Source organism: Paraburkholderia silviterrae (assembly GCF_004353915.1).
Lineage (GTDB): Bacteria > Pseudomonadota > Gammaproteobacteria > Burkholderiales > Burkholderiaceae > Paraburkholderia > Paraburkholderia silviterrae.
Genome location: NZ_SMRP01000007.1, coordinates 144,284 through 170,265 on the forward strand (window position 1 = coordinate 144,284; position 25,982 = coordinate 170,265).

Sequence of the window (25,982 nt, forward strand, 5' to 3'; positions counted from 1 at the left end):
TGCCCCGGAGCCACTTCGATATAAGGTTAGTGGTCCACGGCGTCACACTAGCGGTTTGAGCGGCTTTCTTTTGCCTACTTTTCTTTGCCGCTGCAAAGAAAAGTAGGTGCCGCCCCGCACAGGGGTAACGCTAATAGACCGACATGAAAACAAGGAAACGCGCAAACCGCAATAACCCACCCCAAATCCCAGAACTCAAAACACCAAAATAACCCCTTAGCGCTTAGACGCGCCATAAAGCCTCGAATCAGCAAACCCCTCGGCACCAAGCACGTGCCCTACGAGAATCAGCGCCGTGCGCTCGATATCAGTAGCCCGAACCTTCACCACGATATCCGCGAGCGTACCGGTCACGCGCTCCTCATCCGGCCAGCTCGCGCGATAAATCACGGCCACCGGACAATCATCCCCATAATGCGGCCGCAATTCCTCCACAATACGCGCGATATGACGCACACCCAGGTGCACAGCCATCGTCGCTCGATGGCGCGCCAGGTCACCTAGCGCTTCACCCTCGGGCATCGACGTCTTCGTCGCGTAGCGCGTAAGAATCAGCGTCTGCGAAATACCGGGCAACGTGAGCTCGCTGCCGAGCGCCGCGGCGCACGCGGCTGTCGCCGTCACACCGGGCACGACTTCATAAGGAATCCCAAGCTCACGCAAGCGGCGAATCTGCTCGCCAATCGCGCCATAAAGCGACGGATCACCCGAATGCACGCGTGCGACGTCATAGCCCAACGCATGCGCGTTTTCAAGCAGTGCGACGATCTCATCGAGTGTCAGCGGCGCGGTGTCCACCACCTGGTGCGCGCAATGGCCTTCGAGCACGGCGGGCGGCACAAGCGAGCCCGCATAGAGAATCACGCGACAGCTGCGCACGAGGCGCTGCCCTTTCACGGTGATCAGCTCGGGGTCGCCCGGCCCCGCGCCGATAAAGAAAACGGTCATGCGTTGAAACTCCGCTAAATAGGTCAGGTGTGCTGTACAAGCGTGGCGAGCGCATCGATCGCGTCTTGCGTCGAAACGAACGCCCGATGCGCGTGCGGCAGTGCGGGCCGCCGCATCATCACCACGGGCAAGCCCAGCTCGCGCGCGACGGCGAGCTTCGCCTCGGTGGCGTCGCCGCCGCTGTTCTTGCTCACGACGACGCCGAAGCGCCCTGCTTCGATAAACATGCGCTCGCCCTCGAGCGTAAACGGCCCGCGCGCGTCAATCACGCGCGCCCGCGCGTGGCCCGCGTGCGCGTCCAGGCAGCGCACCGTCCAGTGCTGATGCGCGGGAACCTCGTCGAGATGCGCAAGCGGCTCGCGGCCGAGCGTGAAAAGCACGCGCGAAAACGGCGCGATGGTTTCTATCGCGCCCGCCCAGCCGTCCACCATGCGCCAGTCGTCGCCATGCTGCGGCTGCCACGGCGCGCGGCGCAGCGCCCAGTACGGCACCTGTGCCGCCGCGCATGCGCGCGCCGCGTTCGCGCTGATCCGCGCCGCGTAGGGATGCGTGGCGTCGAGCACCAGCGCGATGCGCTCATCGGCGAGATAGCGCGCGAGGCCCTCGGCGCCGCCGAAGCCGCCCACGCGCACAGCACAGGCCAGATCGGCGGGCACGCGGCCGAGGCCCGCAAGGCTGTAGACATGCTCGGGCCCAAGTGCGCGGGCAATGCGCAATGCGTCGCCGGTGCCGCCGAGCAGCAGAATGCGCGCCGTCATGGCTTCACGGTTTCGTAGAGCGTGACGGGCAGCGCCTGGCGCCACGTATCGAAGCGTCCGAGCGGCTCGGCAACGCCCAAGCCGATGCGCGTGAGCGTGCCTCCATGTTGCGCACGCCATGCCACGAGCGCCGCCTCGCTCTGCACGGTCACGGCGTTCGCCACGAGGCGGCCACCGGATTCAAGACGCGCCCAGCAGGTTTCGAGCACGCCAGGCACGGTCACGCCGCCGCCGATGAACACGGCGTCTGGCGCGGCAAGACCGGCGAGTGCGTCGGGCGCGCGGCCCGCCACGAGTTGCAGCGCCGGCACGCCGAGCGCGTTGCGATTGTGTTCGATGAAGCGCTGACGCTCGCCATTCGATTCGATGGCGATCGCGCGGCATGCCGCATGAGCGCGCATCCACTCGATGCCGATCGAGCCGCTGCCCGCGCCCACGTCCCAGAGCAACGCACCGGGCGTGGGCGCGAGGCGCGCGAGCGTGAGCGCGCGCACGTCGCGCTTGGTCAGTTGGCCATCGTGCAGGTAAGCGTCGTCGGGTAAGCCGGGCGTAAGCGTCCATGCGCGCGCTGGTGCTTCGCCATCGGCTTCGCATTCGAACGCGACGAGGTTGAGCGCGGCAACCTCATCGCCATGCCATGCATCGGCGCGGCCTTCGATGCGCCGCTCGAGTGGGCCGCCCAGGTGCTCGAACACCGTGAGCCGCGTCGCGCCGTAGCCTTGTGCCAAGAGCAGCGCTGCGAGCGCCGCGGGCGTGCGCCCATCGGCGCTCAGCGCGAGCACGCGCGAGCCCGCGTAGAGATGACGCCGGAGCCCGTCGAGCGGCCTGCCGACCAGCGAAACCACGGCCGTCTCCTGGAGCGCCCAGCCGAGGCGCGCCGCCGCGAGCGAGAGCGACGAAGGCGCGGGCAGCACGTCCATCTCGCCCGGCGCCACGTGACGCGCGAGCGTCGCGCCCACGCCGTAAAACATGGGGTCGCCGCTCGCGAGCACGCACACGCGCTCGTGCGCGGCGCGCAGCGCGAGCAGCGGCTCGACGCTGAACGGCTGCGGCCAGGGCTCGCGGCGCGCCTGCACGCGCGCGGGCAGCATTGCCAGATGGCGCGCGCCGCCGGCCACCGCCGCCGCCGCGAAGAGCGCGCGCCGCGCCTCGCGCCCGAGCCCAGCGTATCCATCCTCGCCTATGCCGATCACCGTCAGCCACGCCCGCCTGCCCTGCATCCGCTCTCCGTTTCGCATTGCGCGCGGGCCGCACTGATTCGCGGAAACGCGCTGGAAAACGGGCATAATACCGCTTCCGCCGGCGCCTGAAGGGCGAAAGCCCGAAGGCATGCAAGGGAACACAGCGAAGCTGTGGCCGCCCCCGCGACTGTGAGCAGCGAGACCGCATCCATCCGAGCCACTGGTTTTACCGGGAAGGCCGATGCGGTTGACGACCTGCGAGCCAGGAGACCTGCCGGCCGAACGTTTGTTCGCGCGCGTCCAAAGCCTGGCGGGGTGTACCGGCTGCGATCGCAGCGCGCGGACGTTTTCGCGTTTTTGCGTTTTTTTCGCGCTCCCGCATGGCGCACCGCGTTCGCACTTTCGCAGCGCGCTCGCGGCGGCGTGCCTGAGCGCGCGATGCATGCACGGTGTCCCTTGAATCACGACTCGAAGCCCGCTTTGTCTCCTGCTGCGCTGGCCGCGGCCCGCCGTTCGGCGTGCCCGGGTCTCGTGCGCGTGGTCGCGGCGCGCGATGGCGGACTGTGCCGCATCCGCCTCGCGGGCGGCGCGCTCACGGCCGCGCAGGCGCATGCGATCGCCCAGGCCGCGCTCACCCATGCGAGCGGCACGCTCGAGTTGACCAACCGCGCGAACGTGCAGGTGCGCGGCGTGCGCGCGGGCAGCGAGGCGGCACTCACCGAGGCGCTAGTTGCGGCGGGCCTGGGGCCAAAGACAGCGGTGCATGCGCGCGGCGATCTCTGCACCGCCGACGAATTGCGCAATCTGATGCTGAGCCCGCTGGCCGGACTCGATCCCGATGCGCTCATCGACACCACCACGCTCACCGCGCCCATCGTCGCGATGCTGCACAGCGAGCCGCGATTCGCGGCGCTCTCGCCCAAGTTCGCGCTGCTGCTCGACGGCGGCGAGCGTCTCGCGGCGCTCGATCATCCGCATGACATCTGGCTCGCGGCCGCGCGCGGCGCAAACGGCGTGCGCTTCGTATTCGGCCTCGCCGGCTGCGTTGGCGACGGCGCGCTCGGCGCAGTCGCATCCGCGCACGCGCCCGCGCTCATTCGCGCGCTGCTGCATGCGTTCCTCGACCTCGCGCAGCCCGGGCAGACGCGCATGCGCGAAGCACTCGCATCGCACGATGCCGATACGGTGCTCCAACGCGCACTTCATCACGCGGATTTCCCCATCGCGTGCCACGGCGCGTGCAATGAAACGGCATTGCACACATGGCGACGTCAGCCAGTCGACCTCTCGTTGCGCCTCGGTGCACATGCACTGGATGGACGCAACATCGATCATGCGGACACCAGGGGCTACGCGGGCTGCCAGCCACCGCTCGCACGGCTCGATGCCGCGACGCTGCACGCGCTCGCCACGCTTGCAGAAGCACACGGCGACGCGACGCTGCGCATCACGCCCTGGCAAGGCGCGATCTTGCCGAACGTGGCGCAATGCGCCTGGCCGGAAGTGCTCGGCCGCCTGCGCGCGCTCGGCCTCGTATGCGATAGCGCCGATCCGCTCGCGCGCACGATCGCCTGCACGGGCTCGGCGGGCTGTGCGAAGAGCCGTGCCGATACCAAGACCGACGCGCTGCGTCTCGCCGCGCAGCTGCCGCCCAATGTGCATGTGCACTTGAGCGGCTGCGAGCGCTCCTGCGCGGCGGCGCATCAGGCACCTTTCACGCTGCTTGCCGCGGCACACGGCCACTATGACCTTTACGAGCGCGACACAGCCGCAGCCCCATTCGGGCGCCTGGTCGCGCGCAACCTGACAATCGAAGCCGCCGCGAACGCCCTCGCGCAGCGGCCCCGGAGCACCACCGATGTCTGACTACATTCGCGACGGCCAGGCGATCTATCGCGAGTCGTTCGCGACGATACGCGCCGAAGCCGATCTCACGCACATTCCCACCGACCTCGAAAAGCTTGCCGTGCGCGTGATCCACGCCTGCGGCATGGTCGACGTGGCCGCCGAGCTGGCGTTCTCGCCCGGCGCGGGCCACGCCGGCCGCACGGCGCTGGCGAACGGCGCGCCCATTCTCTGCGACGCGAAGATGGTCGCCTTCGGCATCACGCGCGCACGCCTGCCTGCCAGCAATGCCGTGATCTGCACGCTCGACGACCCCGCCGTGCCCGGCCTCGCGCGCGAACTCGGCAACACGCGCTCGGCCGCCGCGCTCGAGTTGTGGCGCGAACACCTCGAAGGCAGCGTGGTCGCCATCGGCAACGCGCCCACCGCGCTCTTTCACCTGCTCGACATGATCGCCGCCGGCGCGCCGCGCCCCGCGCTGATCCTCGGCATGCCGGTGGGCTTCGTCGGCGCCGCCGAGTCCAAGGCCCTGCTCGCCACCGCCGCGCACGGCGTGCCGTTCGTGGCCGTGCACGGGCGGCGCGGCGGCAGCGCCATGGCCGCCGCCGCCGTCAACGCACTTGCTTCGGAGATCGAATAAATGTCCATCAAAGGCCGTCTGCACGGCATCGGCGTTGGCCCCGGCGACCCCGAGCTGCTCACGCTCAAGGCCCTGCGCCTCCTGAAGGCCGCGCCCGTGGTCGCGTACTTCGTCGCCAAAGGCAAAAAAGGCAATGCGTTCGGGATCGTGGAAGACCATCTGGGCGCGCAACAGGAACGCCTGCCGCTCGTCTATCCCGTGACGACCGAAGCGCTCGAGCCGCCGCTCTCGTACGAGGCGATCATCGCCGACTTCTACAACGGCGCCGCGCAGATCGTCGCCGGCCATCTCGACGCGGGCCGCGACGTGGCCGTGATCTGCGAAGGCGATCCGTTCTTCTACGGCTCGTACATGTACCTGCACGACCGCCTCTCCGAGCGCTACGAAGCCGAAGTGGTGCCGGGCGTGTGCTCGATGCTCGGCGGCGCGGCCGTGCTGGGCGTGCCGCTCGTCTACCGCAACCAGAGCCTCGCGGTGCTCTCGGGCGTGCTGCCCGAGGACGAACTGCGCCGCCGCCTCGCCGATGCGGACGCCGCCGTCATCATGAAACTGGGCCGCAACTTCGAGAAGGTGCGCCGCGTGCTCGCGGAGCTCGGCCTCGCGCAGCGCGCGCTTTATGTCGAGCGCGCGACCATGGCGAACCAGCGCATCGTGCCGCTCGACGAGGTCGATCCGATGGCCTCGCCGTACTTCTCGCTGCTCGTCGTGCCGGGGGAAAAATGGCAGGCCTGATGCCGCCCGCGATCGTCGTGCTCGGCCCCGGCGCGCTCGCAACCGCGCAGCGCGTGAAGGCGCTCTATGCAGGCGCACAGATCCACGCCTTGCAGGAACGCGCACAAGGCGATGTCGCGTTCAGCGCATTGAGCGAGCACTTGCGCGAGCTGTATCGGCGCGGCACGCCCATCGTCGCGCTGTGCGCGGCCGGCATCGTGATTCGCTGCCTCGCGCCGCTGCTCGCCAGCAAGGGCGTGGAGCCGCCCGTGCTCGCGCTCGCCGAGGACGGCAGCGCCGTCGTGCCGCTGCTCGGCGGCCTCACCGGCGTGAACGTCATGGCGCGCGAGATTGGCGCGGCGCTCGAGACCGCGCCCGCCATCACCACGAGCGGCGAGCTGCGCTTCGGCACGTGCCTGCTCAATCCGCCCGAAGGCTACGCGCTTGCGAGCCTCGCGCAGGGCAAGCGCTTCGTCTCCGATCTGCTCGCGGGCGAGGCCACGCGCATCGACGGCGCCGCGCCCTGGCTCGAGACCGTGAACCTGCCGCGCGACCCGGCGGCGCGCCACGCAATCCGCGTGAGCCCGCACGCCTGGGACGGCAATCCCGAGCATCTCGTGATTCATCCGCGCAGCGTGGTCGCGACGGCCAGCGTCGCGCATGCGCTGCTCGCCGAGCACGTGCGAGAGGCACTGAGCGCAAACGGCATCGCGCAAGAGGCGCTCGCGGCGCTCGTCGCGCCGGCCGCGCGAATGGGCGATGCCGGGTTCGAGCAGGCGGCGCGCGCATTGGGCGTGCCGCTGCGATTCGCCGATGCCGGCGATCCGGCCAATGCTGCTGAGATGGCGGGTCCCGCCCAAGCTGCCGACTCGGCCGATGCGCTTCGCGATCAAGCCAGCGATCAAGCTAGCAATCGTGCGAGCGCTAGCGCCGGCGCCCTGCTCGACGCACTCGCGCTGTCTGCATCCGCGCAACGCCTCGCCGCCGGGCACGGCATCGCGCTGAGCGTCGCGCATGAGCCCATCGACGCGCACACGCTCGGCAAGGCACGCGGCAAGCTCACGGTGCTGGGCCTCGGACCGGGTCGCGCCGACTTGCTCACGCCCATGGCGCGCGCCGCGCTCGACGAGGCCACCGATATCGTCGGCTACGCCACTTACGTGGAGATGGCGGGACCGTTGCGCCCGGGGCAGGTGCGCCACGCCACCGACAACCGCGAAGAGCTCCAGCGTGCGCGCCATGCGTTCGAGCTCGCGAGCGCGGGGCGGCGCGTGGCGGTGGTGTCGTCGGGCGACCCCGGCGTGTTCGCGATGGCCGCCGCCGTGCTGGAAGCGCTCGAAGCCTCGGACGAGCCGCGCTGGCACCGTGTGGAGCTCGAGATCGTGCCCGGCGTCTCGGCGGCGCTCGCCACGGCGGCGCGCGTTGGCGCGCCGCTCGGCCACGACTTCTGCATGCTCTCGCTCTCGGACAACCTCAAGCCGTGGAGCGTGATCGAGAAACGCCTGCGCCACGCCGCGCTCGCCGACCTCGCGATGGCCTTCTACAACCCGATTTCGCGCGCGCGGCCCTGGCAACTCGACCGCGCACTGGAAATCGTGCGCGAAGTGCGCGCGCCCGGCACGCGCGTCGTGCTCGGCCGCGACGTGGGCCGCCCGGGAGAAACACTGCGGACGACCACGCTGGGCGAGCTGGAGTCGTCGCAGGTGGACATGCGCACGATGGTCATCGTCGGGTCGTCGGCCACGCGTGGCTTCGCGCGCGGCGACAGCATCGGCGAAAAGGGCGGCGAATGGATCTACACGCCGCGCTGGTATGCGCAGGATGGAGGCGCGAAAGGTTGAGCGCGCATCGAGGGGTGCGAAGCTCGCGTTTCCCCTCACTCAACTTTTTGCGCGGCGTGCCGTATACGCAGTGATCTTGTTAGTTCGCGATCCTGCCTCGCTTCCGCCTCACTTCTGCCCCGCTTCTGCCTCATTACGTGCGCCGATGACCGACACTCCCCTCGAAGCCGCCCACGACGCTGCACCCGGCGACGCCCCCGACACCACGCCCGATGCCGCGCCCGGCGCCGCATCGCTCACGCCCGCTGACCTCCCGCTCGGCCAGCCGCTCGAATGGCCCCTCGCGGACCACGACGGCACGCTGCTGCTCGAGCGCGGCGCAATACTGGTGGGCGAGATCGAGCGCGACTTCCTGTTCCGCCACTTCACCCCGCAACGCGGCGACTGCGAAACGCCCGATGAGGCGCTCGCGCGCGCCAGGCCGCAGGAGCCGGAAACCGCGCCGGGCGTGCGCGACCTGCATCTGACCATTGGCGCATCGATGGGGTTGCGCCCGCTACAAGGCGCAAGTGGCGCGCCGATGCATCCGTGCAAGCTGATTGGCATTGCGCCGAACGAGTCGATCCTCGTGACGCTGCCCTACGCGAAGGGCCGCCCGATCGAGATCACGCCCGGTGAAAACGTGGAAATCGTGGCGATCGCGAGCCAGGCCGTTTATCGCTTCGTCTGCACGATCCACGCGATGTACCAGGCGCCGTTCGGCTATCTCGTGCTATCGAAGCCGGCCAATATACGCATGCTGCGCGAGCGCAAGTCGGTCCGCGTGAACGCGCGCTTTCCGGTGCGCTTCGGCATCGGCGACGAAGGCTATCAGGGCGTCGCGCTCGCGCGCGGCATCAGCGCGCTGGGGCTCTCGCTCACGGCGCCCTGGGCGCTCGGCCAGATCGGCGAGCGGCTGCGCATCGCCTTCAGCCTGCGCTGCGGCGATATCGACACGGCCATCGAAACAAGCGCCGTCATTCGCAACGTGCAGCAGGAAGACGACGCGCAGATGCAATGCACGCTCGGCCTCGAACTCGACAGCCTCACGAGCGCCGAGCAAATGGCGATGAAGGTCTACGTGTTCGATCGTCAGGACGACGTGGTTTATTGGAGCAACGGCCCGCGCTGATGACGGCGCGGCACACGTTTGCCGTGCACGCACACGCTCAGGCGAGCAGCGCTGCGGCGTCGAAGCATTCCCCCTGCCACGCCTGCGCGAGCGCGCGGCAGCGCCCCACGCGCACGGCCGCGCCTTCGCAGTCGACCACGCTGACGTGGTCGGCATGGCGCGGGCGCGCCGGCCATTGCGTGGTGCGGCCGTCGCTGAAGAGCCAGAGATGACGCTCGCGCGCCGGGTCGCGGCGCGCCGCGCTTTCAAGCAGTTGCGCCGCGCGGCTCATCCCGGCTTCAAGCGGCGTAGCGCCCCCGCCGCCAATCGGCTCGAGCCAGCGCTCGTTCCACCAGCGCGGCACGGCCGGCCCGAAACGCAGCTCGGCGCGCACGCCGCCAAAGCAGATCAGCGCCACTTCCACGCGCTCGCTGCGCGCGCGGTCGAACAGCGCGATCAGCAGGCCCTTCGCCAGCGCAAGCTGTCCATGCGCGAGCATCGAGGCCGAGCAATCGAGCACGAAGCAATGGAGCGCACCGGTGCCGGCCTTATGTCGCACAAAACGCAGATGCGCGGCGCTCAGCGCGCCGCCGCGCTTCGCGGCGAGCGTGGGCAGCCAGGCGATGCGCGCGCCCGGCACTGCGTCGCGGACGGTGCGCGTGCGTGCGCGCCCCGGGCCTTCACGCCGCCGTGCACCGCCCTGAACCTGAGCGGCAGCCCTTGCCCGGCGGGTCAGCGTTTTTTTGCGGGCAGTGGAATCACGCCCTTCACTTGCCGTGCCGCAACCGGCTCGGGTGGCAGCTCGCCCCAATCCGGATTTGCTTCGGACTGCAAGCTTTCCGCCGAGGTTTCTTGCGACTTCGACCCCGACCCCGGCCCCGGTTCGTTTGGCGCACCGCCCTCGCCGCGTTCGCTGCTTGATGGCCGCTGATCCGGCATGACGCGGCGCCGATGCGCAAGCACCGCCTCGGCGACCTCGTCGACGTGCTCGGGCGCCACCTGCGCCGCGCCTTCGAACGCAGCCAGCGCGCGCGCCGCGCGCAGCATCACCAGATCGGCGCGCATGCCGTCGACGGCGGCCTGAACGCACAGCCGCGCCGCCCGCTCGTGCACCGCGTCGCTCAGATCGAGTGCGTCGAGCGCGCCTCGCGCGGCGGCAATGCGCTCAGCAAGCGCTCGCTGCGCCGCCTCGTGCGCCGCGCAAAACGCCAGCGGGTCGGCATCGAACGCGAGCCGCGCCTTGACAATGCGCTGACGCTCGTCCACATCGAAGCTGTTGTTCAGTTCGACCGTCAACCCGAAGCGATCCAGTAACTGCGGGCGCAGTTCGCCTTCCTCGGGATTCATCGTCCCCACCAGCACGAAGCGCGCCTCGTGCGTGTGCGAGACGCCGTCGCGCTCGACCGTATTGACGCCGCTCGCGGCCGCGTCGAGCAACGCGTCGACGAGCGCGTCGGGCAGCAGGTTCACTTCGTCCACGTAGAGCACGCCGCCGTGCGCGCGCGCGAGCAGGCCCGGCGAAAAGCGCACCGCGCTCTCGCGCAGCGCCGCTTCGAGGTCGAGCGTGCCGATCAGCTTCTCTTCGCTCGCGCCGAGCGGCAGCGTGACGAACGCGCCGTCGGGCAACAGCGTGGAGAGCGCGCGCGCCGCCGTCGATTTGGCCGTGCCGCGCGGCCCGCTCACGAGCACGCCGCCAATCGCCGGATCGACGGCCGCCAGCAGCAGCGCGCGCTGCAACGGCGCCTGGCCGACCAGCGCCGTAAAGGGAAATGCGGCACGCATGCGCGCTTCGCTCATGTTCAGGATGCCTCCAGATGCTGCCCGGCTTCAATCAGGCGGTGTTCGAGTTGCGCGCGCTGCTCGCCGGGCTGTTGCCACAGGCCGCGCTGCATCGCTTCGACCAGCCGCTCGCAAATCGCGTGCAGGGCGTGCGGGTTGTGGCGCTGCAAGAAGGCGCGCGTGTCGTCGTCGTGCACATAGGCGTTCGCGACCAGCGCATATTGATGGTCGCCCACCACGCGCGCGGTCGCGTCATAGCCGAACAGGTAATCGACGGTGGCCGCCATTTCCGCCGCGCCCTTGTAGCCGTGGCGCTTCACGCCTTCGAGCCACTTCGGGTTCACCACGCGCGAGCGGACCACGCGCGCAATTTCCTCGTGCAGCGGCCGGATGCGCGGCGCGGCGGGATTGCTGTGATCGGCGTGATAGAGGCTCGGCTGCGCCTGCGAGAAGTGCCGCGCCGCCGCGGCCATGCCGCCCTGGAACTGGTAGTAGTCGTTCGAGTCGAGCAGGTCGTGCTCGCGGTTGTCCTGGTTCTGCAACACGACATCGATGGTGGCAAGGCGTGTGCGGAAGGCGTCGCGAGCCTCGTCGCCGGCGCTCTTCTGTGCATACGCATAGCCGCCCCAGGCCTGGTACGCGTGCGCGAGATCGGCATCGGTCTGCCATTGGCGATGATCGATCATCGATTGCAGCCCCGCGCCATACGCACCCGGGCGCGCGCTGAACACGCGCCAGCCCGCGCGGCGGCGCGCCTCGTCCGCGTCCATGCCTTTGGCCACGAGCGCGTCGCGCTCGCGCAGGATACGCGCGCGCAGCGGATTCAGATGCTCGGGCTCGTCGAGCTCGGCCACGGCCTGCACGGCGGCATCGAACAGATGCATCACGTTGGGAAAGGCGTCGCGAAAGAAGCCCGAGACGCGCAAGGTGACGTCGATGCGCGGACGGTCCAGCGCCTCTACCGGCATGATCTCGAAGTCGATCACGCGCTGGCTGCCCGCCGCCCATTTCGGGCGCACACCGATCAGCGCGAGCGCCTGGGCGATGTCGTCGCCGCCGGTGCGCATCGTCGCCGTGCCCCATACGGAAAGGCCCACCGCGCGCGGATAGTCGCCGTGTTCCTGCAGATGGCGCTCGATGAGCTGCTGCGCCGACTTCATGCCGAGCGACCACGCCGCTTGCGTGGGCACCGCTCGCGTGTCGACCGAATAGAAGTTGCGTCCCGTGGGCAGCACGTCGGGGCGGCCGCGCGAGGGCGAGCCGCTCGGGCCGGGCGGCACGAAGCGGCCCTCGAGGCCACGGCGAAACTGGCGCAATTCCTCCGGCCCGCAGGCGTCGAGGCGCGGCAGCACGTCGTCGCGCAGACGCGCGACGACGCGGGCCGCGTGCGGCAAGTCTTGCGTCGCGCTTTCCGGTGCACCCGGCTTGCCCTCGCAAACGCCGGCAAGCCATGACGCCGCCAGCGCTTCGAGCCGCTCGCGCGTGTCGCCCGCATGGCGCCACCGCGCGTCGCTCGCCTGCGCGAGCAGCGCGGGCTTCGGCCCGGTCCACGGCGCGGCCCAGTCGACGCTCGCGGGATCGAGCAGATGATCGATCCCGAGATCGCGCGCGAGCGCGTCGATCAGGCCCGCGTTCGCGCCCTGCCCGTCGCCGCATGGATAGCGGCCCAGCGCAAGCAGCGTGTCGCGCCGCTGCGTGCCTTGCGGCGAAATGCCGAAGGTGTGCAGGCCGTCGCGGATCTGCGCTTCTTTCAGCTCGCAAAGATACGCGTCGGCGCGCGTGAGCAATTCGTCCTCGGCCTGCTGGTCCTGCGGCGCTGCGATGCTCAGCTCCTCGTGCAGGCGATGCTCGATGATCGTCGCGAGTATCGTCTTGCGCAGCAGCCTGGCCCGGCGCGGGTCGACCATGATTGCTTCGTAATACTCATCGACCTGGCGTTCGAGATCCTGCAACGGGCCGTAGTTCTCCGCGCGCGTGAGCGGCGGCATCAAGTGATCGATGATCACGGCCTGTGCGCGGCGCTTCGCTTGGCTGCCCTCGCCCGGGTCGTTGACGATGAACGGGTACAGATGCGGCAGCGGCCCGAGCGCCATGTCGGGCCAGCAGGTCTCGGCGAGCGCCACGCTCTTGCCCGGCAGCCATTCGAGATTGCCATGCTTGCCGACGTGCGCGATCGCGTCGATGCCGAAAGTATCGCGCAGCCAGAAGTAGAACGCGAGATACGCATGGGGCGGCACGAGCTCGGCGTCGTGATAGTTCGCGTAGCTGTCGTCGCCACGCGAGCGCGAGGGCTGGATGCCGACGAACACCAGGCCGCAGCGCCAGCCCGCGATCATGAAGCGGCCGCGGCGCACCGTGGGGTCCTGCTCGGGCGTGCCCCAGCGCGCGATGAGCGCGTTCTGCGCCTCCACGGGCAATTGCGCAAAGCGCTTGCGGTAGTCGTCGAGCGCAAGGCTTTGCCACGCGGGACGCAGCGCGCGCGTATCGGGATCGTTGGTCACGCCCTGCGTGAGCGTGTGCATGAGCGCCTCGCCGTCCTCGGGCAAATCGGAAACGCCATAGCCTTCGTCGCGCAGCATGCGCAAGATGCCCACGACCGATGCTGGCGTATCGAGCCCCACGCCGTTGCCGATGCGCCCTTCGCTCATCGGATAGTTCGCGAGCACGAGCGCGAGCTTCTTCTGCGCGTTCGGCAACTGGCGCAGCCTGCACCAGCGCCGCGCGAGTTCCGCGACGAACGCCACGCGCTCCGCATCGGGCTGATAGCGGACCACGTCCACCTGGGTCACCTTGCAGTGATACGCGAGGCCCTTGAAGCTGATCGCGCGCGTGATCACGCGGCCATCGACTTCGGGCAGCGCGATATGCATGGCGATGTCGCGCGAGTTGAGGCCGTGATTGTCCTTGAGCCAGTCGTCGCGATTGCCGCCGCTCAGGATCACCTGGAGCACGGGGGCGTCGCCCGCGATCGCGAGCGGTTCGGGGTCGTCAAGCGACGAGGCCGCGAACGCCGTGGTATTGAGCACGAGCGAGACATCGTGCTCGAGCGCGAGGCGGTCGAGCACGTCGCGGCTCAGCGCGTCCTTGAGCGACGTAATGGCGAGCGGCAGCGGATTGATGCTGCGTTCGGCGAGCGCGTCGATGAGCGCATCGAATGCGGCCGTGTTGGCAGCCTGCAAATGCGCCTTGTAGAACAGGATCGCCACCACGGGCGCGCCCGGCAGCCAGCGCGCGCGCCAGTCGTCGATGGTCGCGATATCGCGCTGCGGGTGATACAGCGCGGCGGCGGGCAACGCCACGGGCGGCGCGGGCTCCGCGCCCCACTTGAACGCCTGCCACGCGAGCGCGCGCAAAAAGCCTTCGGCGTTGGCCGCGCCGCCTTCGCGCAGATAGCGCCACAACAGCCGGCAAAATTCGGGCTCAGCGCGGCTCTTTGCGATCAGGTTCGGATCTTCCTGCAGGTCGCCGGAGAACATCGCGAGCAATTGCCCGCGCTTTTGCGCGAGCGTGACGACCTGTTCAATGCCGTAAGGCCAGTACGTCTCGCCGCCCAGATGATCGACCACGACCACGCGCGCATGCTGCAGGACATCGTCGACATAGAAGTCCACCGAGGCGGGCTGGCGCAGATACGTGACGTTCGCGAGCCGCACGCTCGGAAAGCCTGCGGGCAGGCGCGGCACGACGCTCGCGAGCAAGGCGAGCGTCGTGTCGGCGGAGCTGAGCACGACGATCTCGGCAGGCTGCTGGTCGATGCGGACGACGCCCTGCGTGTCGTCGACGAAGCCGCCCGGCGTGGTGCGCAGCAAATGCATGGCGTTCTCGTGTGCTTCTGTGAATCAGTGGGTCAGTGGTCGCGCATGTGTATGTGCATACGCACGCTCATTGCGCCGGCGCGGTCTGCGCGCAAGAAGCGAGCGCGGCGTCGAACGCGCGTTGCAGCACGGCCACATCGAGATCCTCGCCAATCAGCACGAAGCGGCTCGCGAGCGGCTGCGCCGCGTTTTCCTGCGCACTCCAGCGGCGGTCGAAGTAGCTGTCGAAGCGGCGGCCCACGCCTTGAATCACGAGGCGCATCGGCGCGCCCGGCAGCGCGGCGAAACCCTTCACGCGATAGATCGTGTGCGCGTCCACGAGCTTTTGCAGCGCCTCGATCGCGGCCTCGCGCGAGCTCGCGCTGCCCTGCACGACGACCGAATCGAACTCGTCGTGATGATGGTCGGCGTCGTCGGCGGAACCGTGGTGGTCGTGGCGCAGATGAATGCTCTCCTCCGAAGCTGCTTCGAGGCCGAGCAGCGTGTGCAGATCGAGCTGGCCATGCTGTGCGCGCACGATCTTCACTTGCGGCGGCAGCTCCGCGCGCAAGTCTTCGATGAGCGCTTCCTGCGCCGCGGCATCGATGAGATCGGTCTTGTTGAGGATGACGAGGTCGGCCGCCGAGAGCTGATCTTCGAACAGCTCGTGCAGCGGCGACTCGTGATCGAGATTCGGATCGGCCTTGCGCTGCGCATCGACGGCCTGCGGGTTCTCCGCGAACTGGCCGCTCGCGGCGGCGGGACCGTCGACCACGGTCACGACCGCATCGACGGTGAACGCATTGCGGATCGACGGCCAGTTGAAGGCCTGCACGAGTGGCTTGGGCAGCGCGAGGCCCGAGGTCTCGATCAGCACGTGGTCGATCTCGCCGCGGCGCTCGAGCAGTTGCTCCATCACCGGGAAGAACTCTTCCTGCACGGTGCAGCACAGGCAGCCATTGGCGAGCTCGTAGAGCGCGCCGGCCTTCTCGTTGCCGTTCTCATCGCAGCCGATGCCGCAGCCGCGCAGGATCTCGCCGTCGATGCCGAGCTCGCCGAACTCGTTGACGATCACGGCGACGCGCAGGCCGCCCGCGTGCTTGAGGATATGGCGCAGCAGCGTGGTCTTGCCGCTGCCGAGAAAGCCCGTGACGATGGTGACGGGGATCTTGCGCATGTGCTGCGTTTGCATGAAGTGCTCCTTCGGCACGCGGCCGCAGGTGGGATGCGCCGCGTGCTGCTCGCGCGCACGTCTTTGCGTGGTGCCGTCACACACCGCGCGGCCTGCACCGCGCGCGCCTGCTGGTCCACGCACAACGCACCGGCAGCATGAGCTGCGCGAGGGCGTTGCGTGGCGCGCCGCGAGGCTGGCACAACGGTGAAACGCAAAGACGCGCCACGGACAAAGCCCGGCTGACGCATGGAAATCATGGACCCGGCGCCGCAACCCCGCAGCGCGCGTCCCTCGTATCTGGCCGGTATCCGGACTGACGAAGCGCCGCTTCACCTTCCCGCGCGGCCGGCCTTGCGGCCCACCTGCGCAGTGGCATCGCGCATGCCATGCATGCTTTGAAGCGGCTTGCATCGACCTTGCGGCCGACGCGCTCGTTGTACCGTTGCGGGTGCAGTTCAGGTTGGCCATGCCCGTGGCGGGATGGCTCCCTGATTCCCGTTTAACTGCGTGCAGAACGTAAGCGCACGCGAGCACCAGAGTGCGTGCGAGTGTAGGCGCGGGCCGCGCGCGCGTCAACCAGCGAGTGCGCTGCATGAGGCGCGCGGCGGCCGCTCGCAAGGCCCGCGCTGGGCTCGCGTTGGGCCCGCGTTGGACCGATTGCGCGCGCTCCGGTTTTACCCTTGGCGCGGCCCAGCCCATGCACGAAGGCCGGAATGCGTGTGCTATCGTATGCGCGCATCCGGAGTGCATCGCATGCACGCCCTGGCGTCCACACCATGCAATGCGTCCCGCTCTGCGCACGCCACGCCCTCGAACTCGCGCATTCACGTGAACCGCTCCCTGCCTGCCGACGCCTTGCCCACCGCCCCCGCATCAGTGCACAATCCAGCGCCGCTCGCGCTGGGTCTCGGCTGCCGCAGTGGCGTGACGCTCGCGCAGGTGGAGGCGACCGTGCATGCGGCGCTCGGCGCCTGGCCGCTCGCACGCGTGAAGACCGTTGCCACGCTCGACGCGAAAGCAGCAGAACCCGCCCTGCTCGCGTTCTGCGCCAGGCATGCGCTGCCGTTGCAGGCCTTCGCACGCGAAAACGTGAACGCCATGGGCATGCAGTCCGGGGCAAGCGTTGCGGCACATGCGCGCTTTGGCGTGCAGGGCGTATGCGAGCCGTGTGCACAGCTCGCCGCACTTGGAGGCCCGCTCGTGCGCGGCAAGCTCGCGCTCGACGGCGTGACTGTCGCGATCGCGGCTTTCGCCGAGGCGTCACAGGCAGACGCGCAAACCGCCGCACAAGCCCCCACATAAATCAAACACGCGGCAGGCGCGCACAGTAACGCACCCCAGCGCGCCGCAATCGAAACAACATTCCCGGCCCTGCCCGCAAGAAGAACCGCGACGAAGGCCGCAACACAGGACACACCCGCAACGATGAAAACCGATCCCGAGTCCCACCAACGCATGACCGAGCGCCGCCGCGAAGGCCACGAAAAGAAGCAGGCCGCCGCGACGCACGAAAAGGGTCTGCTCATCGTCAACACCGGTAACGGCAAGGGCAAGAGCACGGCCGCGTTCGGCATGGCCGTGCGCGTGCTGGGTCACGGCATGAAGCTCGGTGTGGTGCAGTTCATCAAGGGTGCGCTGCATACGTCCGAGCGCGACTTTCTCGGCAGCGTCGCGCACTGCGACTTCATCACGATGGGCGATGGCTACACCTGGAACACACAGGACCGCGACGCCGACATCGCCACGGCGCGCAAGGGCTGGAACGCCGCGAAGCGCATGATCGAGAGCGGCGAATACGGCATGGTGATCCTCGACGAGCTCAACACGGTGCTCAAGTACGAGTATCTGCCGCTCGACGAAGTGCTCGGCGTGCTCACCGCGCGCGGCGCCATGCAGCACGTCGTGGTCACGGGCCGTCACGCCCCCGATGCGCTGATCGAAGCCGCCGACCTCGTCACCGAAATGCGGATCGTGAAGCATCCGTACCGCGAGCAAGGCGTGAAGGCGCAAAAGGGCGTGGAGTTCTGACGCGATGGCAGCGATCGCAGCAACGGCAGCCGCGCTCGCCTGCCCCGCGCTGTTCATCAGCGCGCCGGCATCGGGCCAGGGCAAGACCACGCTGACCGCCGGCCTCGCGCGCCTGCACCGGCGCATGGGGCGGCGCGTGCGCGTGTTCAAGACCGGCCCGGACTTTCTCGATCCGATGATTCTCGAGCGCGCGAGCGGCGCACCCGTGATGTCGCTCGACTTGTGGATGGTGGGCGAAGCGGGCTGCCGCGCATTGCTCGCGCAGGCCGCGGCGCAAGCGGATCTCATCCTGATCGAAGGCGTCATGGGCCTGTTCGACGGCACGCCCAGCAGCGCCGATCTCGCCGCGAAATTCGGCGTGCCGGTGGCGGCCGCGATTGGCGCGAACTCGATGGCGCAGACCTTTGGCGCGATCGCGTTCGGGCTCGCGCGCTATCGCGCCGACGTGCCGTTTCATGGCGTGCTCGCCAACCGCGTGGGCTCGCCGCGCCATGCGCAAATGTTGCAGGAAGGGCTGCCCGCCGATATCCGCTGGCTCGGCCACGTCGCGAGCGACGCGGCGTTTTCGCTGCCGGACCGGCATCTCGGCCTGCATCAGGCCAGCGAGATCGACGATCTCGATGCGCGCATCGAACGCGCCGCCGACGCCCTCGCGCAAACCGCGCTCGCGCAATTGCCGCCAGCGGTCGAGTTTCAGGCGAGCGATGCGGATGCCCTCGCGAGCGTGCCTCGCCTGCTCGACGGCATGCACATCGCAATCGCGCGCGATGCCGCGTTCTCGTTCATCTACCCGGCGAATCTCGCGCTGCTCGAAGCGCTGGGCGCGCGCGTGAGCTTTTTCTCGCCGCTTGCCGACGAACCCGCGCCCACAGCGGCGCACGCCATCTACCTGCCCGGCGGCTATCCCGAGCTACACGCGGCCACGCTCGCGCGCAACACGCGCAGCGCAGGTTCGTTGCGCGCGCACGCAATTGCGGGGCGCTCACTCGTGGCCGAATGCGGCGGCATGCTGTATCTGCTCGATGCGCTCACCGGCGTCGAGGGCACGCGCACGCCGATGCTCGGCCTCTTGCCCGGCGAGGCCGTCATGCAAAAGCGCTTTGCGGCGCTCGGCATGCAGCGGCTCGACGGCACGCACGGCATGCTCACCGGCCACACGTTCCATTATTCGCGCATGAGCACGCCGCTCGCGCCCGCGCTGCGCGCGCGCCATGCGCAAACGGGCGCGGACGGCGAGCCGCTCTATCGGCACGGCTCGATTGTCGCGACCTACATGCACGCCTACTGGCCTTCCAACCCGGCCTTCACGGCCGCACTCTTCCATGGCACAGCCTTTTGACGAAGCCGACCGCGCCGCGGTCTACCGCGCGATCCACGAACGGCGCGACATGCGGCACTTCACGCCCGGCCCTGTCGATGCCGCGGTGATGGCGCGCCTGCTGGACGCCGCCCATCACGCGCCGAGCGTGGGCTACATGCAGCCGTGGCGCATCGTGCGCATCACCGACACGGCGCTGCGCGAGCAGTTGCACGAGACCGTCGAGCGCGAACGCCTTGCCACCGCCGACGCGCTCGGCAAGCGCCGCGACGAGTTCATGAAGCTCAAGGTGGAAGGCATGCGCGAATGCGGCGAGTTGCTCGTCGTCGCGCTGATGGACCGCCGCGAGAAACACCTCTTCGGCCGCCGCACCTTGCCGGAGATGGACCTTGCCTCGGTGGCGTGCGCGATCCAGAACATGTGGCTCGCGGCGCGCGCAGAAGGGCTCGGCATGGGCTGGGTGTCGATCTTCGACGTGGATGACGTGCGCACGCTGCTGCGCATGCCGGCCGGCGCGAAGCCCGTGGCGATCCTCTGCGTGGGCCATGTCGCCGAGTTCTATCCGAAGCCGATGCTCGAGATCGAGCATTGGGCAGAGCGCCGGGCACTCGGCGAATGCGTGTACGAAAATCGTTGGCCGGACCTGCAGGCCGAAGACGCGCCGCAAGGCGGGAACGCGGGCACGGATGGCCAATAGCCCGGCATGCCTGACCAGGCCATGCCGGGCGCGCCTCGAGGTCAGGCGCCGAAAGTGACCGCCTCGATATTGTTGCCGTCGGGGTCGATGAGAAAGGCGCCGTAATAGTCGGGACTGTAATCGAGCCGCAGGCCAGGGGCGCCGTTATCCACACCGCCCGCCTCGATGCCGGCAGCGTAAAAGCGATCGACCTCGGCGCGGCTCGCCGCAGCGAACGCCACGTGCGCGCCGCGCGGCTTGTCGGTGTTGCTGACCGGCACGGTGTGAAGCCAGAATTTCGGTGTGCCAGGCTTGCCGATGCCGACGTCGTCGCCATAACGCACGCAGACGCCATAACCGAGCGGCGCCAGAGCCGCCTCGTAAAACCGTAAGCTGCGTGCAAGATCGTGCACGCGCAGACCCACGTGGTCGTACATGTCTGTCTCCCGTCCCATGCAAAGGGCGTCGCCTGCGGGCAACCGTTGCCGCAGCACGTGGAGATCAGCTTAGTACACGACGCCGGCACCCGGCTTGGGGAAAATTGCCCACACCCGCCCATAGCCAAGCCGGCCAGGGCGTCATTGCGCGAGCGGCGTAACGGAGATCACGTCGGGCATGGCGGGCGCGCCGGCCTGGCCGGCAGCGGGCGCCGCCTCCTTCAGCTTCACGCGCCATTGCGGTGCGCCCGCGTACGGCAGCCGCGCGAGCGCGCCGGCTACGAGGTACGGGAGGGCCTGCTGTGCGTCGGCGTTGCGGTCGCGTTTCTCGGCGCTCACCTTGTAGGCTTCGTGGCCGTCCGGCAGCGCGAAGAAGCGCAACGTGAGCGTATGCACATAGCGCTGGCCGAACCACGGAAACGCCGGCCCTTCGGACGGCACGCAGCCGCCCGCGCAATTGGCCGAATTGCCGGTTGCGACCGTGACGTCGGCGGGCCGCGAGGCCCACGATGCGGAAACGAGGTAGCGCGCCTTCGCGGACGTGTCTTCCTGGAAGCCGCGCTGCGCGAGGCCGGCGCGCAGCAGCCGCTCGTAAGGCAGCGGCTCGGCAGCGTCGGCCTGCGCGGGCGTGCGCGCGAGCTGATACGTCGCGCCTGCCGCGTCCGTTGCGCTCAGCTCGCCGCTGGCCCGCACGTCGGCGCTCGCGCCTGCGCAGCCGGCGAGCGCGCCCAGCATCGACAAGGTGCAGATCGTCATCAGGACTTTCACGGGGAACTCCATCGGAATCATTGCCAGCCACTTCTGGCGCCATTTGACAGGATCAGACAGGATCAAGCGGAGTCCAGCGGGCTCCAGCGACGGCCAGTGCAATCGATGCGCCGCGAAGTGGCGGCGCGCACGCTAACGGTGCCCTCAGGCCGCGGCATCGAGCGCCGGCAACGACATCGTCACCGTCGTGCCCTGGTCCGGCGCGCTCTCCACATGGACTTCGCCGCCGTGACGCGTCACGACCGTCTTCACGAACGCCATGCCGAGCCCCGCGCCGCTCACTTCAGGCCGCTGGCCCGCATGAAAGCGGCGGAACGGCTGGAACAGCTTGTTTTGATCTTCGAGCGGAATACCATAGCCCTCGTCGCGAATCGAGCAGATCACGCGCGGCGTCCGGTCATCCGCGACTGCGATACTACAGACAATTCTCGTTTCCGGTGGACTGTATTTCACGGCGTTGTTCAGAATATTGACCAGCGCGCGCGTCATGAGCGAGCGGTCGGCGTTGATCCACCCCATCTGCTCGCCCTCGAAGGCGGTCTCGATCTGGATGTGCTTGGCGCTCGCCTGCGGCCAGACTTCGTCGCTGGCGTCGATGGCAAGCTCCGTGAGGCTGGTCGGCTCCAGCGCGTACACCTGCGATTCCGCGCGTGCAAGCTGCACGAAGTCGTCGGCGAGCGTGAGCGAACGGCGCGCGTAGCGTTCGATGCGGTCCATCACCTCGCGCACCGGGGCGGCTTCGAGCGTGCCGCGCTCGCGCTCGGTCTCGACGAGCGCCACGATCGAAGCCTGCGGCGAGCGCATGTCGTGCGACAACAGACGCAACGCGTGCTCGCGCTGGCGCTCGGCATCGTGCAGCGCGGTCACGTCGACGAGGCCCGCGATCCAGCCCACCGCCTGCCCTTGCGCGTTCGTGCAACTCGCGTAGCGCAGCAGGTAGTCGCTGCCGTCGCGCGCGCGCACTTCCACGCCCCGCTCCATGAGCTGCGCGTACTCGCCGCGCCCGGGATCGAGCGGCGCGGGCCAATGCGCGGATGCGAAAGCCAGCGTCTCGGGATTGGGGTCGATCGGCTTGACGAGCGCGAGATCGCCGAACACCTCCTGCATCGCGCGGCCCTCGGCGGCGCTCACGTTCAGGTGTGCGAAGTATGCGCGCGCCGCGTGGTTGGCGATCAGCACCACGCCGCGCAGGTCGGCCACGACGAGTGGCTCCGGCACGGAGTCGAGGCTGTCCCACACGAAGCGCCGCATGTCCTGCAGGCGCTGCGCGGCCTGTGCCATCAGCGCCATCTGCTGGGCCAGCACGTCGCCGCCGAACTCGCGCGGCGGCGTGGGCGCTTCGGGCAGCAGGTAGGGCTCGTCGGCGAGCTGGCGCAGCTCCTTGCGCAGATACGCCATCGTCATTTCGAGGCGCCGCCAGCTCCAGAGCGGATAGACGAGCCCGAGCGCGACGATCGCCGGCACCGGCGCGAGCCAGATCCGCGCGTAATAGAGCAGCGCGGCGCTGCCGGCCAGCGAGAGCAGCGCGAGCAGCGGCAGCAGGAGCAGCGTGCGCAACGGCGAGAGCACGAGAAAGCCGGCCAGCAGCAGCGCGAGCGGCACCAGCGAGGCGAGCACCACGGTAAGCGGCGAGGCCGGCTGTATGGCCGTGCCCGCCAGCAGCGTATCGAGCACGAGCGCGTGGATGTAGACGCCGGGCATCGGTCCGAGCGTGCCTGAGAGCGGCGTGGCGAAACGGTCGAACAACCCCGACGCCGTCACGCCCACCAGCGCAACGCGACCCCGCAGCAGATCCGGCGGCACGCGCCCTTCGAGCACTTGTGCGAACGACACCTTGCGCCAGGTCTGCGTATTGGAGCCGAACGGCAGCAGGAAACGCGCTTCGCTATCGGGGCCATCCGCGTGCATGAGTTTCGCGTCGGCGGCAGCGGCCGTGGCGTTGCGCGCGCCAGCGAGATCGGGCAGCGCGACCTTGCCGTCGCGCACCGCGCGCCAGAGCGGCACCATCAACTGAGGCCAGCGTTGCTGCGCATCGCCTTCGAACATCGCCACGCTGCGCACGATGCCGTCACTGTCGACTTCGAGGTTGATGTGGCCGAGACCGGTGGCGGCCTGGGCCAGCGGCGCGACGGGCTCCACGACCTCGCGGCGGCCGTAGTCGGCTTCGTTGGCGGGCGAAAGCAGCACCGGCAAATACGAGGGACGCTCGCGCAGGGCCTCGCCAAAGCGCGTGTCGTCAGGCGAGGGCTCGGTGAAGAGCACGTCGTAGACCACCGCTGCCACACCCGCCTTCGCGAGGCGATCGACGAGCTGCGCGTGCAGGCTGCGCGGCCAGGGCCAGCGCCCCAGCGCGGCAACGCTCGCGTTGTCGATTTCGACGATCACGATGTCGGGCGAGACCGGCCGCTCGCGGGCGGCGAGAAAGCGGTCGTAGACCAGATGATCGGCGCTGAGCGTCCACTGCCACACCACGCTCAACAGGACGAGGGCGACACCCGCGCACGCGACGCCCACCCACTCGAACAGAAAGCGCCGCCCGACCGGGCGGCCGAGGCGGGAGCGGGGTCGCGCGCTCACGCTCATGCGCGGCGGCCTCACCAGTCGAGACGGAACGACTGTACGGGGCTCGCCTTCTGGAAGTAGCGGCCCCCTTCGAACTGCTCGGCAATCACCGTCCAGTAGTAGACGCCCTTGGGCAGATCGCTGACGACGGCCTCGCCGTCCGCGATGTCGGTGCGGTCCACGAGCGGCGCGCGCAGGTCCGACGACGTGGCGAGCACGAAGCGAAAACGCGTGCTGCCGGCACGGCGCTGGTCGACGAACCAGCGGAAGGCATAGTCGCGCGTGCCCTCGACGCGCCCGGCCGAGGCGCCCAGCGAAACGCGCCGGCGCTGGAACGCATAGGTCGACGGCATGCCTTCGAGGCCGTTCTCGTCGATAGCGGAAAAGCGCGCGAAATACGTGCCGTCCTCTAGCGCGCCCAACTCGATATGCGGCCCGTCCGAGCGCGCCTCGCCGATCAGATCGAGCAGGCCCGCGTCGCGGCCGACCTGCACGCGATAGCGGTGCGCACCCGTCACGGGCGCGAGATCGAATGCGACGGCTTCGTCGTCCTGAACCTTCGAAGGATTGCGCAGATCGGGCGCGTCGAGCAGCGCGACCGGGCCGCCCACCGCGCCGCCTGCCAGCGTGAGGCTGCCGTGGCGCGCCGCGACGAGCTGCGTGGAAGCGGCCAGCGGCATGCCCGGCGCGGGTGCGACCGACGCGACGGGGCCGTGCGGCGCCGCGTCCACGCCCACCGCGCCCTCGAGCACTTCGACGGCCGTCGAGCCCTTGTCGCCGTCGTAATTCACGCGAAAGCTCGTGCCGCGCACGCCCGCCACCACCGAAGGCGAGCGGATCTGAAAGCGGTCGTCCTTGCGGGTGGCGTGCGTGACCTCGGTGTTCACCTGGCCGCTGTGCAGATTGACCACGCGGTCGGTCGCGCCGGTGAGCGCGGTCTGGCGCAGCGTGGCGAGATCGAGCGAGGCACCCGGCGGGATGACGAGATGCGAGCCGTCGGCGAGCTCGAGCGTGGCGAAGCCGTTCTGGCCGGTCTGCACGCGATCGCCCTCGACGAGCGTCCCGCCGACGACGAGCGGCAGCAACGGCCCGTTGCCGAAGGCATGGCCCGCGGGGCCCGAAGTAGCGATCACGCGGGCGCTCAGGTGGTCCTGGCGCAGCAACGCGACCGGCACGCGCAGCGAGGTGCCCGGCTGCAGACGGCGCGGCGCGCTCACGCGGTTGACGCGCGCGAGCTGCGCCCAGTCCGCGGGATTGCGCAGATAGCGCGTGGCGATGTCGTAGAGCGAGTCGCCCGGACGCGTGACGTAAATGGCCATTTCGGCCGCCGGGCGATGCGGCTTGCGGGCTTCGGCGCGGCCGGCGGCAGGCAGCAGCCCCAATGCCAGCGCACAGGCAACCGCGCTGGCAAGCGGTGAACGCGCACGCGGCGCGCGCGGCAGGGTTGCCGGGCCGGCGTGACGAGCGGGGCCGGGCCAGGACAGCGCAACGGCAAGCGTCACGCGCCCGGGTGCGCCCGGGCGCGCCTGAGCCGGCCGCACCTGAGCCGGCCGCGCCGAATAAGCACCACTCACGCCGCGTCCCCCTCGATACGTTCGAGGCGATAGCCGTAGCCGTAGATCGGCGTGAGGCGATAGCCGTTCTCCGGGCGCAGGCCGAGCTTCGAGCGCAGCATGGAGACGTGCGTGTCCATGGTGCGCGACGGAATATCGTCGGACTGCTTCCAGATCACGTCGAGGATGTGCGCGCGCGAGAGCGGCCGGCTCAGGTGCTGGAACAGCAGCAGCGCAAGCTCGAACTCCTTTTGCGTGAGCGCCACCTGCTTGCCGCTGACCGACGCCTGACGCGACTTCAGATCGAACTCGTACTCGCCGAAGACTTCCTTTTGCGACGGCGCGTGCAGCTGATAGGCACGGCGCAGCAGCGAGCCCACGCGCGCGAGCAGGACCGGTGCGGAGACCGGCTTGACCACGTAGTCGTCGGCGCCGCTGTTGAGCATCAGCGCGATGTCGACTTCGCGGCTGCGGCTCGTCATGAACAGGACGGGCAAGCGCGTGGACAGGCTTTGGCGGACCCAGTGCAGGACTTCGTCGCCGGCCATGTCGGGCACGTTCCAGTCGAGCACGAGCAAGTCGAACGTCTGCCGCCGGAGCTGCTTGACGAGCTCGCCTCCCTTGGCGAACGCGTGACAGACGTGGCCAGCCGCCATCAGCGTCTGGCAGACGAAATCGGTCTGTGCCGGATCGTCATCGAGTACTGCAATTCTCATAATGTCCTGCACCCAGTGTCGTTATTCATCTTCCCGGGATGAGCCGGCCCTGCAACACCCGGCCTCCATCCCCAATCCCTTGCCGCGCGGCCCCTGCCACGCAACCAGGGCGCCACTCTCGCCGCGTCTTGAAATGAATGGGAGCACGCGGCGCAACGATGCG

The 25,982-nt window shown here is 69.2% G+C and carries 21 protein-coding genes and 2 riboswitches; of the genes, 9 read left to right on the forward strand and 12 right to left on the reverse strand.

What is annotated here, in order from left to right; genetic code table 11:
• Window positions 1-216 precede the first annotated feature (216 nt).
• The 3 genes from cobM to cbiE are packed head-to-tail and all read right to left on the reverse strand — an operon-like array spanning window position 217 to window position 2,926.
• Window positions 217-948: a precorrin-4 C(11)-methyltransferase gene (cobM, locus tag EYW47_RS16600; RefSeq protein WP_133195928.1), complete on the reverse strand. Its 732-nt coding sequence runs from the start codon at window positions 946-948 to the stop codon at window positions 217-219.
• 23 nt (window positions 949-971) lie between these two features.
• A complete protein-coding gene (locus tag EYW47_RS16605) occupies window positions 972-1,706 on the reverse strand; it encodes a cobalt-precorrin-6A reductase (protein ID WP_165976593.1) in 735 nt (244 codons plus the stop codon).
• Window positions 1,703-2,926: a precorrin-6y C5,15-methyltransferase (decarboxylating) subunit CbiE gene (cbiE, locus tag EYW47_RS16610; protein WP_205710088.1), complete on the reverse strand. Its 1,224-nt coding sequence runs from the start codon at window positions 2,924-2,926 to the stop codon at window positions 1,703-1,705. Before cbiE ends, EYW47_RS16605 begins: the two co-directional genes overlap by 4 nt.
• A 63-nt stretch (window positions 2,927-2,989) precedes the next feature.
• Window positions 2,990-3,180: riboswitch (cobalamin riboswitch) on the forward strand.
• Window positions 3,181-3,325: 145 nt separating this feature from the next.
• Here cbiE and cobG point away from each other — a divergent pair.
• From cobG to EYW47_RS16635, 5 genes are all read left to right on the forward strand, one after another.
• On the forward strand, window positions 3,326-4,753 hold the full coding sequence (gene cobG, locus EYW47_RS16615) for a precorrin-3B synthase (RefSeq protein WP_133195930.1): 1,428 nt from the start codon (window positions 3,326-3,328) through the stop codon (window positions 4,751-4,753).
• Window positions 4,746-5,372 carry a precorrin-8X methylmutase gene (locus EYW47_RS16620; RefSeq protein WP_133195931.1) on the forward strand — a complete coding sequence of 209 codons (627 nt, stop codon included), beginning with the start codon at window positions 4,746-4,748 and terminating at the stop codon, window positions 5,370-5,372. The genes cobG and EYW47_RS16620 overlap by 8 nt, the downstream gene beginning before the upstream one ends.
• Complete coding sequence (locus EYW47_RS16625) at window positions 5,373-6,104, forward strand: precorrin-2 C(20)-methyltransferase (protein ID WP_133195932.1); 732 nt, start codon at window positions 5,373-5,375, stop codon at window positions 6,102-6,104.
• Entirely contained in the window at window positions 6,092-7,924 is a 1,833-nt protein-coding gene (gene cobJ, locus EYW47_RS16630; RefSeq protein ID WP_205710089.1) for a precorrin-3B C(17)-methyltransferase, read from the forward strand. Before EYW47_RS16625 ends, cobJ begins: the two co-directional genes overlap by 13 nt.
• Window positions 7,925-8,069: 145 nt before the next feature.
• On the forward strand, window positions 8,070-9,035 hold the full coding sequence (locus tag EYW47_RS16635; RefSeq protein WP_133195933.1) for a flagellar brake protein: 966 nt from the start codon (window positions 8,070-8,072) through the stop codon (window positions 9,033-9,035).
• Between the two features lie 37 nt (window positions 9,036-9,072).
• On the opposite strand, the gene EYW47_RS16640 is transcribed toward EYW47_RS16635, so the two are convergent.
• The 4 genes from EYW47_RS16640 to cobW form a co-directional block, all read right to left on the reverse strand.
• A complete protein-coding gene (locus EYW47_RS16640; RefSeq protein WP_133195934.1) occupies window positions 9,073-9,654 on the reverse strand; it encodes a vWA domain-containing protein in 582 nt (193 codons plus the stop codon).
• A 92-nt stretch (window positions 9,655-9,746) separates the two neighbouring features.
• Window positions 9,747-10,811: a magnesium chelatase ATPase subunit I gene (locus EYW47_RS16645; protein ID WP_133195935.1), complete on the reverse strand. Its 1,065-nt coding sequence runs from the start codon at window positions 10,809-10,811 to the stop codon at window positions 9,747-9,749.
• 2 nt (window positions 10,812-10,813) lie between these two features.
• On the reverse strand, window positions 10,814-14,608 hold the full coding sequence (gene cobN, locus EYW47_RS16650) for a cobaltochelatase subunit CobN (RefSeq protein WP_133195936.1): 3,795 nt from the start codon (window positions 14,606-14,608) through the stop codon (window positions 10,814-10,816).
• Between the two features lie 67 nt (window positions 14,609-14,675).
• Window positions 14,676-15,779, reverse strand: a complete 1,104-nt coding sequence (gene cobW / locus EYW47_RS16655; protein ID WP_133195937.1) for a cobalamin biosynthesis protein CobW — start codon at window positions 15,777-15,779, stop codon at window positions 14,676-14,678.
• A 264-nt stretch (window positions 15,780-16,043) separates the two neighbouring features.
• Window positions 16,044-16,314: riboswitch (cobalamin riboswitch) on the reverse strand.
• A 323-nt stretch (window positions 16,315-16,637) separates the two neighbouring features.
• Here cobW and EYW47_RS16660 point away from each other — a divergent pair.
• The 4 genes from EYW47_RS16660 (at window position 16,638) to bluB (ending at window position 19,804) form a co-directional block, all read left to right on the forward strand.
• On the forward strand, window positions 16,638-17,063 hold the full coding sequence (locus EYW47_RS16660) for a cobalamin biosynthesis protein (RefSeq protein WP_240763757.1): 426 nt from the start codon (window positions 16,638-16,640) through the stop codon (window positions 17,061-17,063).
• A 123-nt stretch (window positions 17,064-17,186) separates the two neighbouring features.
• Window positions 17,187-17,789 (forward strand): cob(I)yrinic acid a,c-diamide adenosyltransferase, encoded by a 603-nt coding sequence (gene cobO, locus EYW47_RS16665; RefSeq protein ID WP_133195939.1) that lies wholly within the window; start codon window positions 17,187-17,189, stop codon window positions 17,787-17,789.
• A 4-nt stretch (window positions 17,790-17,793) separates the two neighbouring features.
• Window positions 17,794-19,128, forward strand: coding sequence for a cobyrinic acid a,c-diamide synthase CobB (locus EYW47_RS16670; RefSeq protein WP_133195940.1), 1,335 nt, complete (start codon window positions 17,794-17,796; stop codon window positions 19,126-19,128).
• Window positions 19,112-19,804: a 5,6-dimethylbenzimidazole synthase gene (bluB, locus tag EYW47_RS16675; protein WP_133195941.1), complete on the forward strand. Its 693-nt coding sequence runs from the start codon at window positions 19,112-19,114 to the stop codon at window positions 19,802-19,804. Before EYW47_RS16670 ends, bluB begins: the two co-directional genes overlap by 17 nt.
• Window positions 19,805-19,845: 41 nt before the next feature.
• On the opposite strand, the gene EYW47_RS16680 is transcribed toward bluB, so the two are convergent.
• The 5 genes from EYW47_RS16680 to EYW47_RS16700 form a co-directional block, all read right to left on the reverse strand.
• Window positions 19,846-20,220: a VOC family protein gene (locus EYW47_RS16680; RefSeq protein ID WP_133195942.1), complete on the reverse strand. Its 375-nt coding sequence runs from the start codon at window positions 20,218-20,220 to the stop codon at window positions 19,846-19,848.
• A gap of 141 nt (window positions 20,221-20,361) precedes the next feature.
• Window positions 20,362-20,988, reverse strand: coding sequence for a DUF4136 domain-containing protein (locus EYW47_RS16685; RefSeq protein WP_165976595.1), 627 nt, complete (start codon window positions 20,986-20,988; stop codon window positions 20,362-20,364).
• A gap of 144 nt (window positions 20,989-21,132) precedes the next feature.
• Window positions 21,133-23,571 carry a CHASE2 domain-containing protein gene (locus EYW47_RS16690; protein ID WP_133195944.1) on the reverse strand — a complete coding sequence of 813 codons (2,439 nt, stop codon included), beginning with the start codon at window positions 23,569-23,571 and terminating at the stop codon, window positions 21,133-21,135.
• Between the two features lie 11 nt (window positions 23,572-23,582).
• Window positions 23,583-24,992, reverse strand: a complete 1,410-nt coding sequence (locus EYW47_RS16695) for a FecR family protein (RefSeq protein WP_377785089.1) — start codon at window positions 24,990-24,992, stop codon at window positions 23,583-23,585.
• A gap of 128 nt (window positions 24,993-25,120) precedes the next feature.
• A complete protein-coding gene (locus EYW47_RS16700; protein WP_028217992.1) occupies window positions 25,121-25,819 on the reverse strand; it encodes a response regulator transcription factor in 699 nt (232 codons plus the stop codon).
• Between the last annotated feature and the right edge of the window lie 163 nt (window positions 25,820-25,982).

Bases quoted from the DNA above. Each gene is read 5' to 3' on its own strand.
- EYW47_RS16690 (WP_133195944.1), bottom strand. From the start codon at position 23,571: ATGAGCGTGAGCGCGCGACCCCGCTCCCGCCTCGGCCGCCCGGTCGGG.
- bluB (WP_133195941.1), top strand. From the start codon at position 19,112: ATGGCACAGCCTTTTGACGAAGCCGACCGCGCCGCGGTCTACCGCGCG.
- EYW47_RS16645 (WP_133195935.1), bottom strand. From the start codon at position 10,811: ATGAGCGAAGCGCGCATGCGTGCCGCATTTCCCTTTACGGCGCTGGTC.
- EYW47_RS16625 (WP_133195932.1), top strand. From the start codon at position 5,373: ATGTCCATCAAAGGCCGTCTGCACGGCATCGGCGTTGGCCCCGGCGAC.
- cbiE (WP_205710088.1), bottom strand. From the start codon at position 2,926: ATGCAGGGCAGGCGGGCGTGGCTGACGGTGATCGGCATAGGCGAGGAT.
- EYW47_RS16620 (WP_133195931.1), top strand. From the start codon at position 4,746: ATGTCTGACTACATTCGCGACGGCCAGGCGATCTATCGCGAGTCGTTC.
- cobO (WP_133195939.1), top strand. From the start codon at position 17,187: ATGAAAACCGATCCCGAGTCCCACCAACGCATGACCGAGCGCCGCCGC.
- cobW (WP_133195937.1), bottom strand. From the start codon at position 15,779: ATGCAAACGCAGCACATGCGCAAGATCCCCGTCACCATCGTCACGGGC.
- EYW47_RS16670 (WP_133195940.1), top strand. From the start codon at position 17,794: ATGGCAGCGATCGCAGCAACGGCAGCCGCGCTCGCCTGCCCCGCGCTG.
- EYW47_RS16635 (WP_133195933.1), top strand. From the start codon at position 8,070: ATGACCGACACTCCCCTCGAAGCCGCCCACGACGCTGCACCCGGCGAC.
- EYW47_RS16700 (WP_028217992.1), bottom strand. From the start codon at position 25,819: ATGAGAATTGCAGTACTCGATGACGATCCGGCACAGACCGATTTCGTC.
- EYW47_RS16605 (WP_165976593.1), bottom strand. From the start codon at position 1,706: ATGACGGCGCGCATTCTGCTGCTCGGCGGCACCGGCGACGCATTGCGC.
- cobG (WP_133195930.1), top strand. From the start codon at position 3,326: ATGCATGCACGGTGTCCCTTGAATCACGACTCGAAGCCCGCTTTGTCT.
- cobN (WP_133195936.1), bottom strand. From the start codon at position 14,608: ATGCATTTGCTGCGCACCACGCCGGGCGGCTTCGTCGACGACACGCAG.
- cobM (WP_133195928.1), bottom strand. From the start codon at position 948: ATGACCGTTTTCTTTATCGGCGCGGGGCCGGGCGACCCCGAGCTGATC.
- EYW47_RS16680 (WP_133195942.1), bottom strand. From the start codon at position 20,220: ATGTACGACCACGTGGGTCTGCGCGTGCACGATCTTGCACGCAGCTTA.
- cobJ (WP_205710089.1), top strand. From the start codon at position 6,092: ATGGCAGGCCTGATGCCGCCCGCGATCGTCGTGCTCGGCCCCGGCGCG.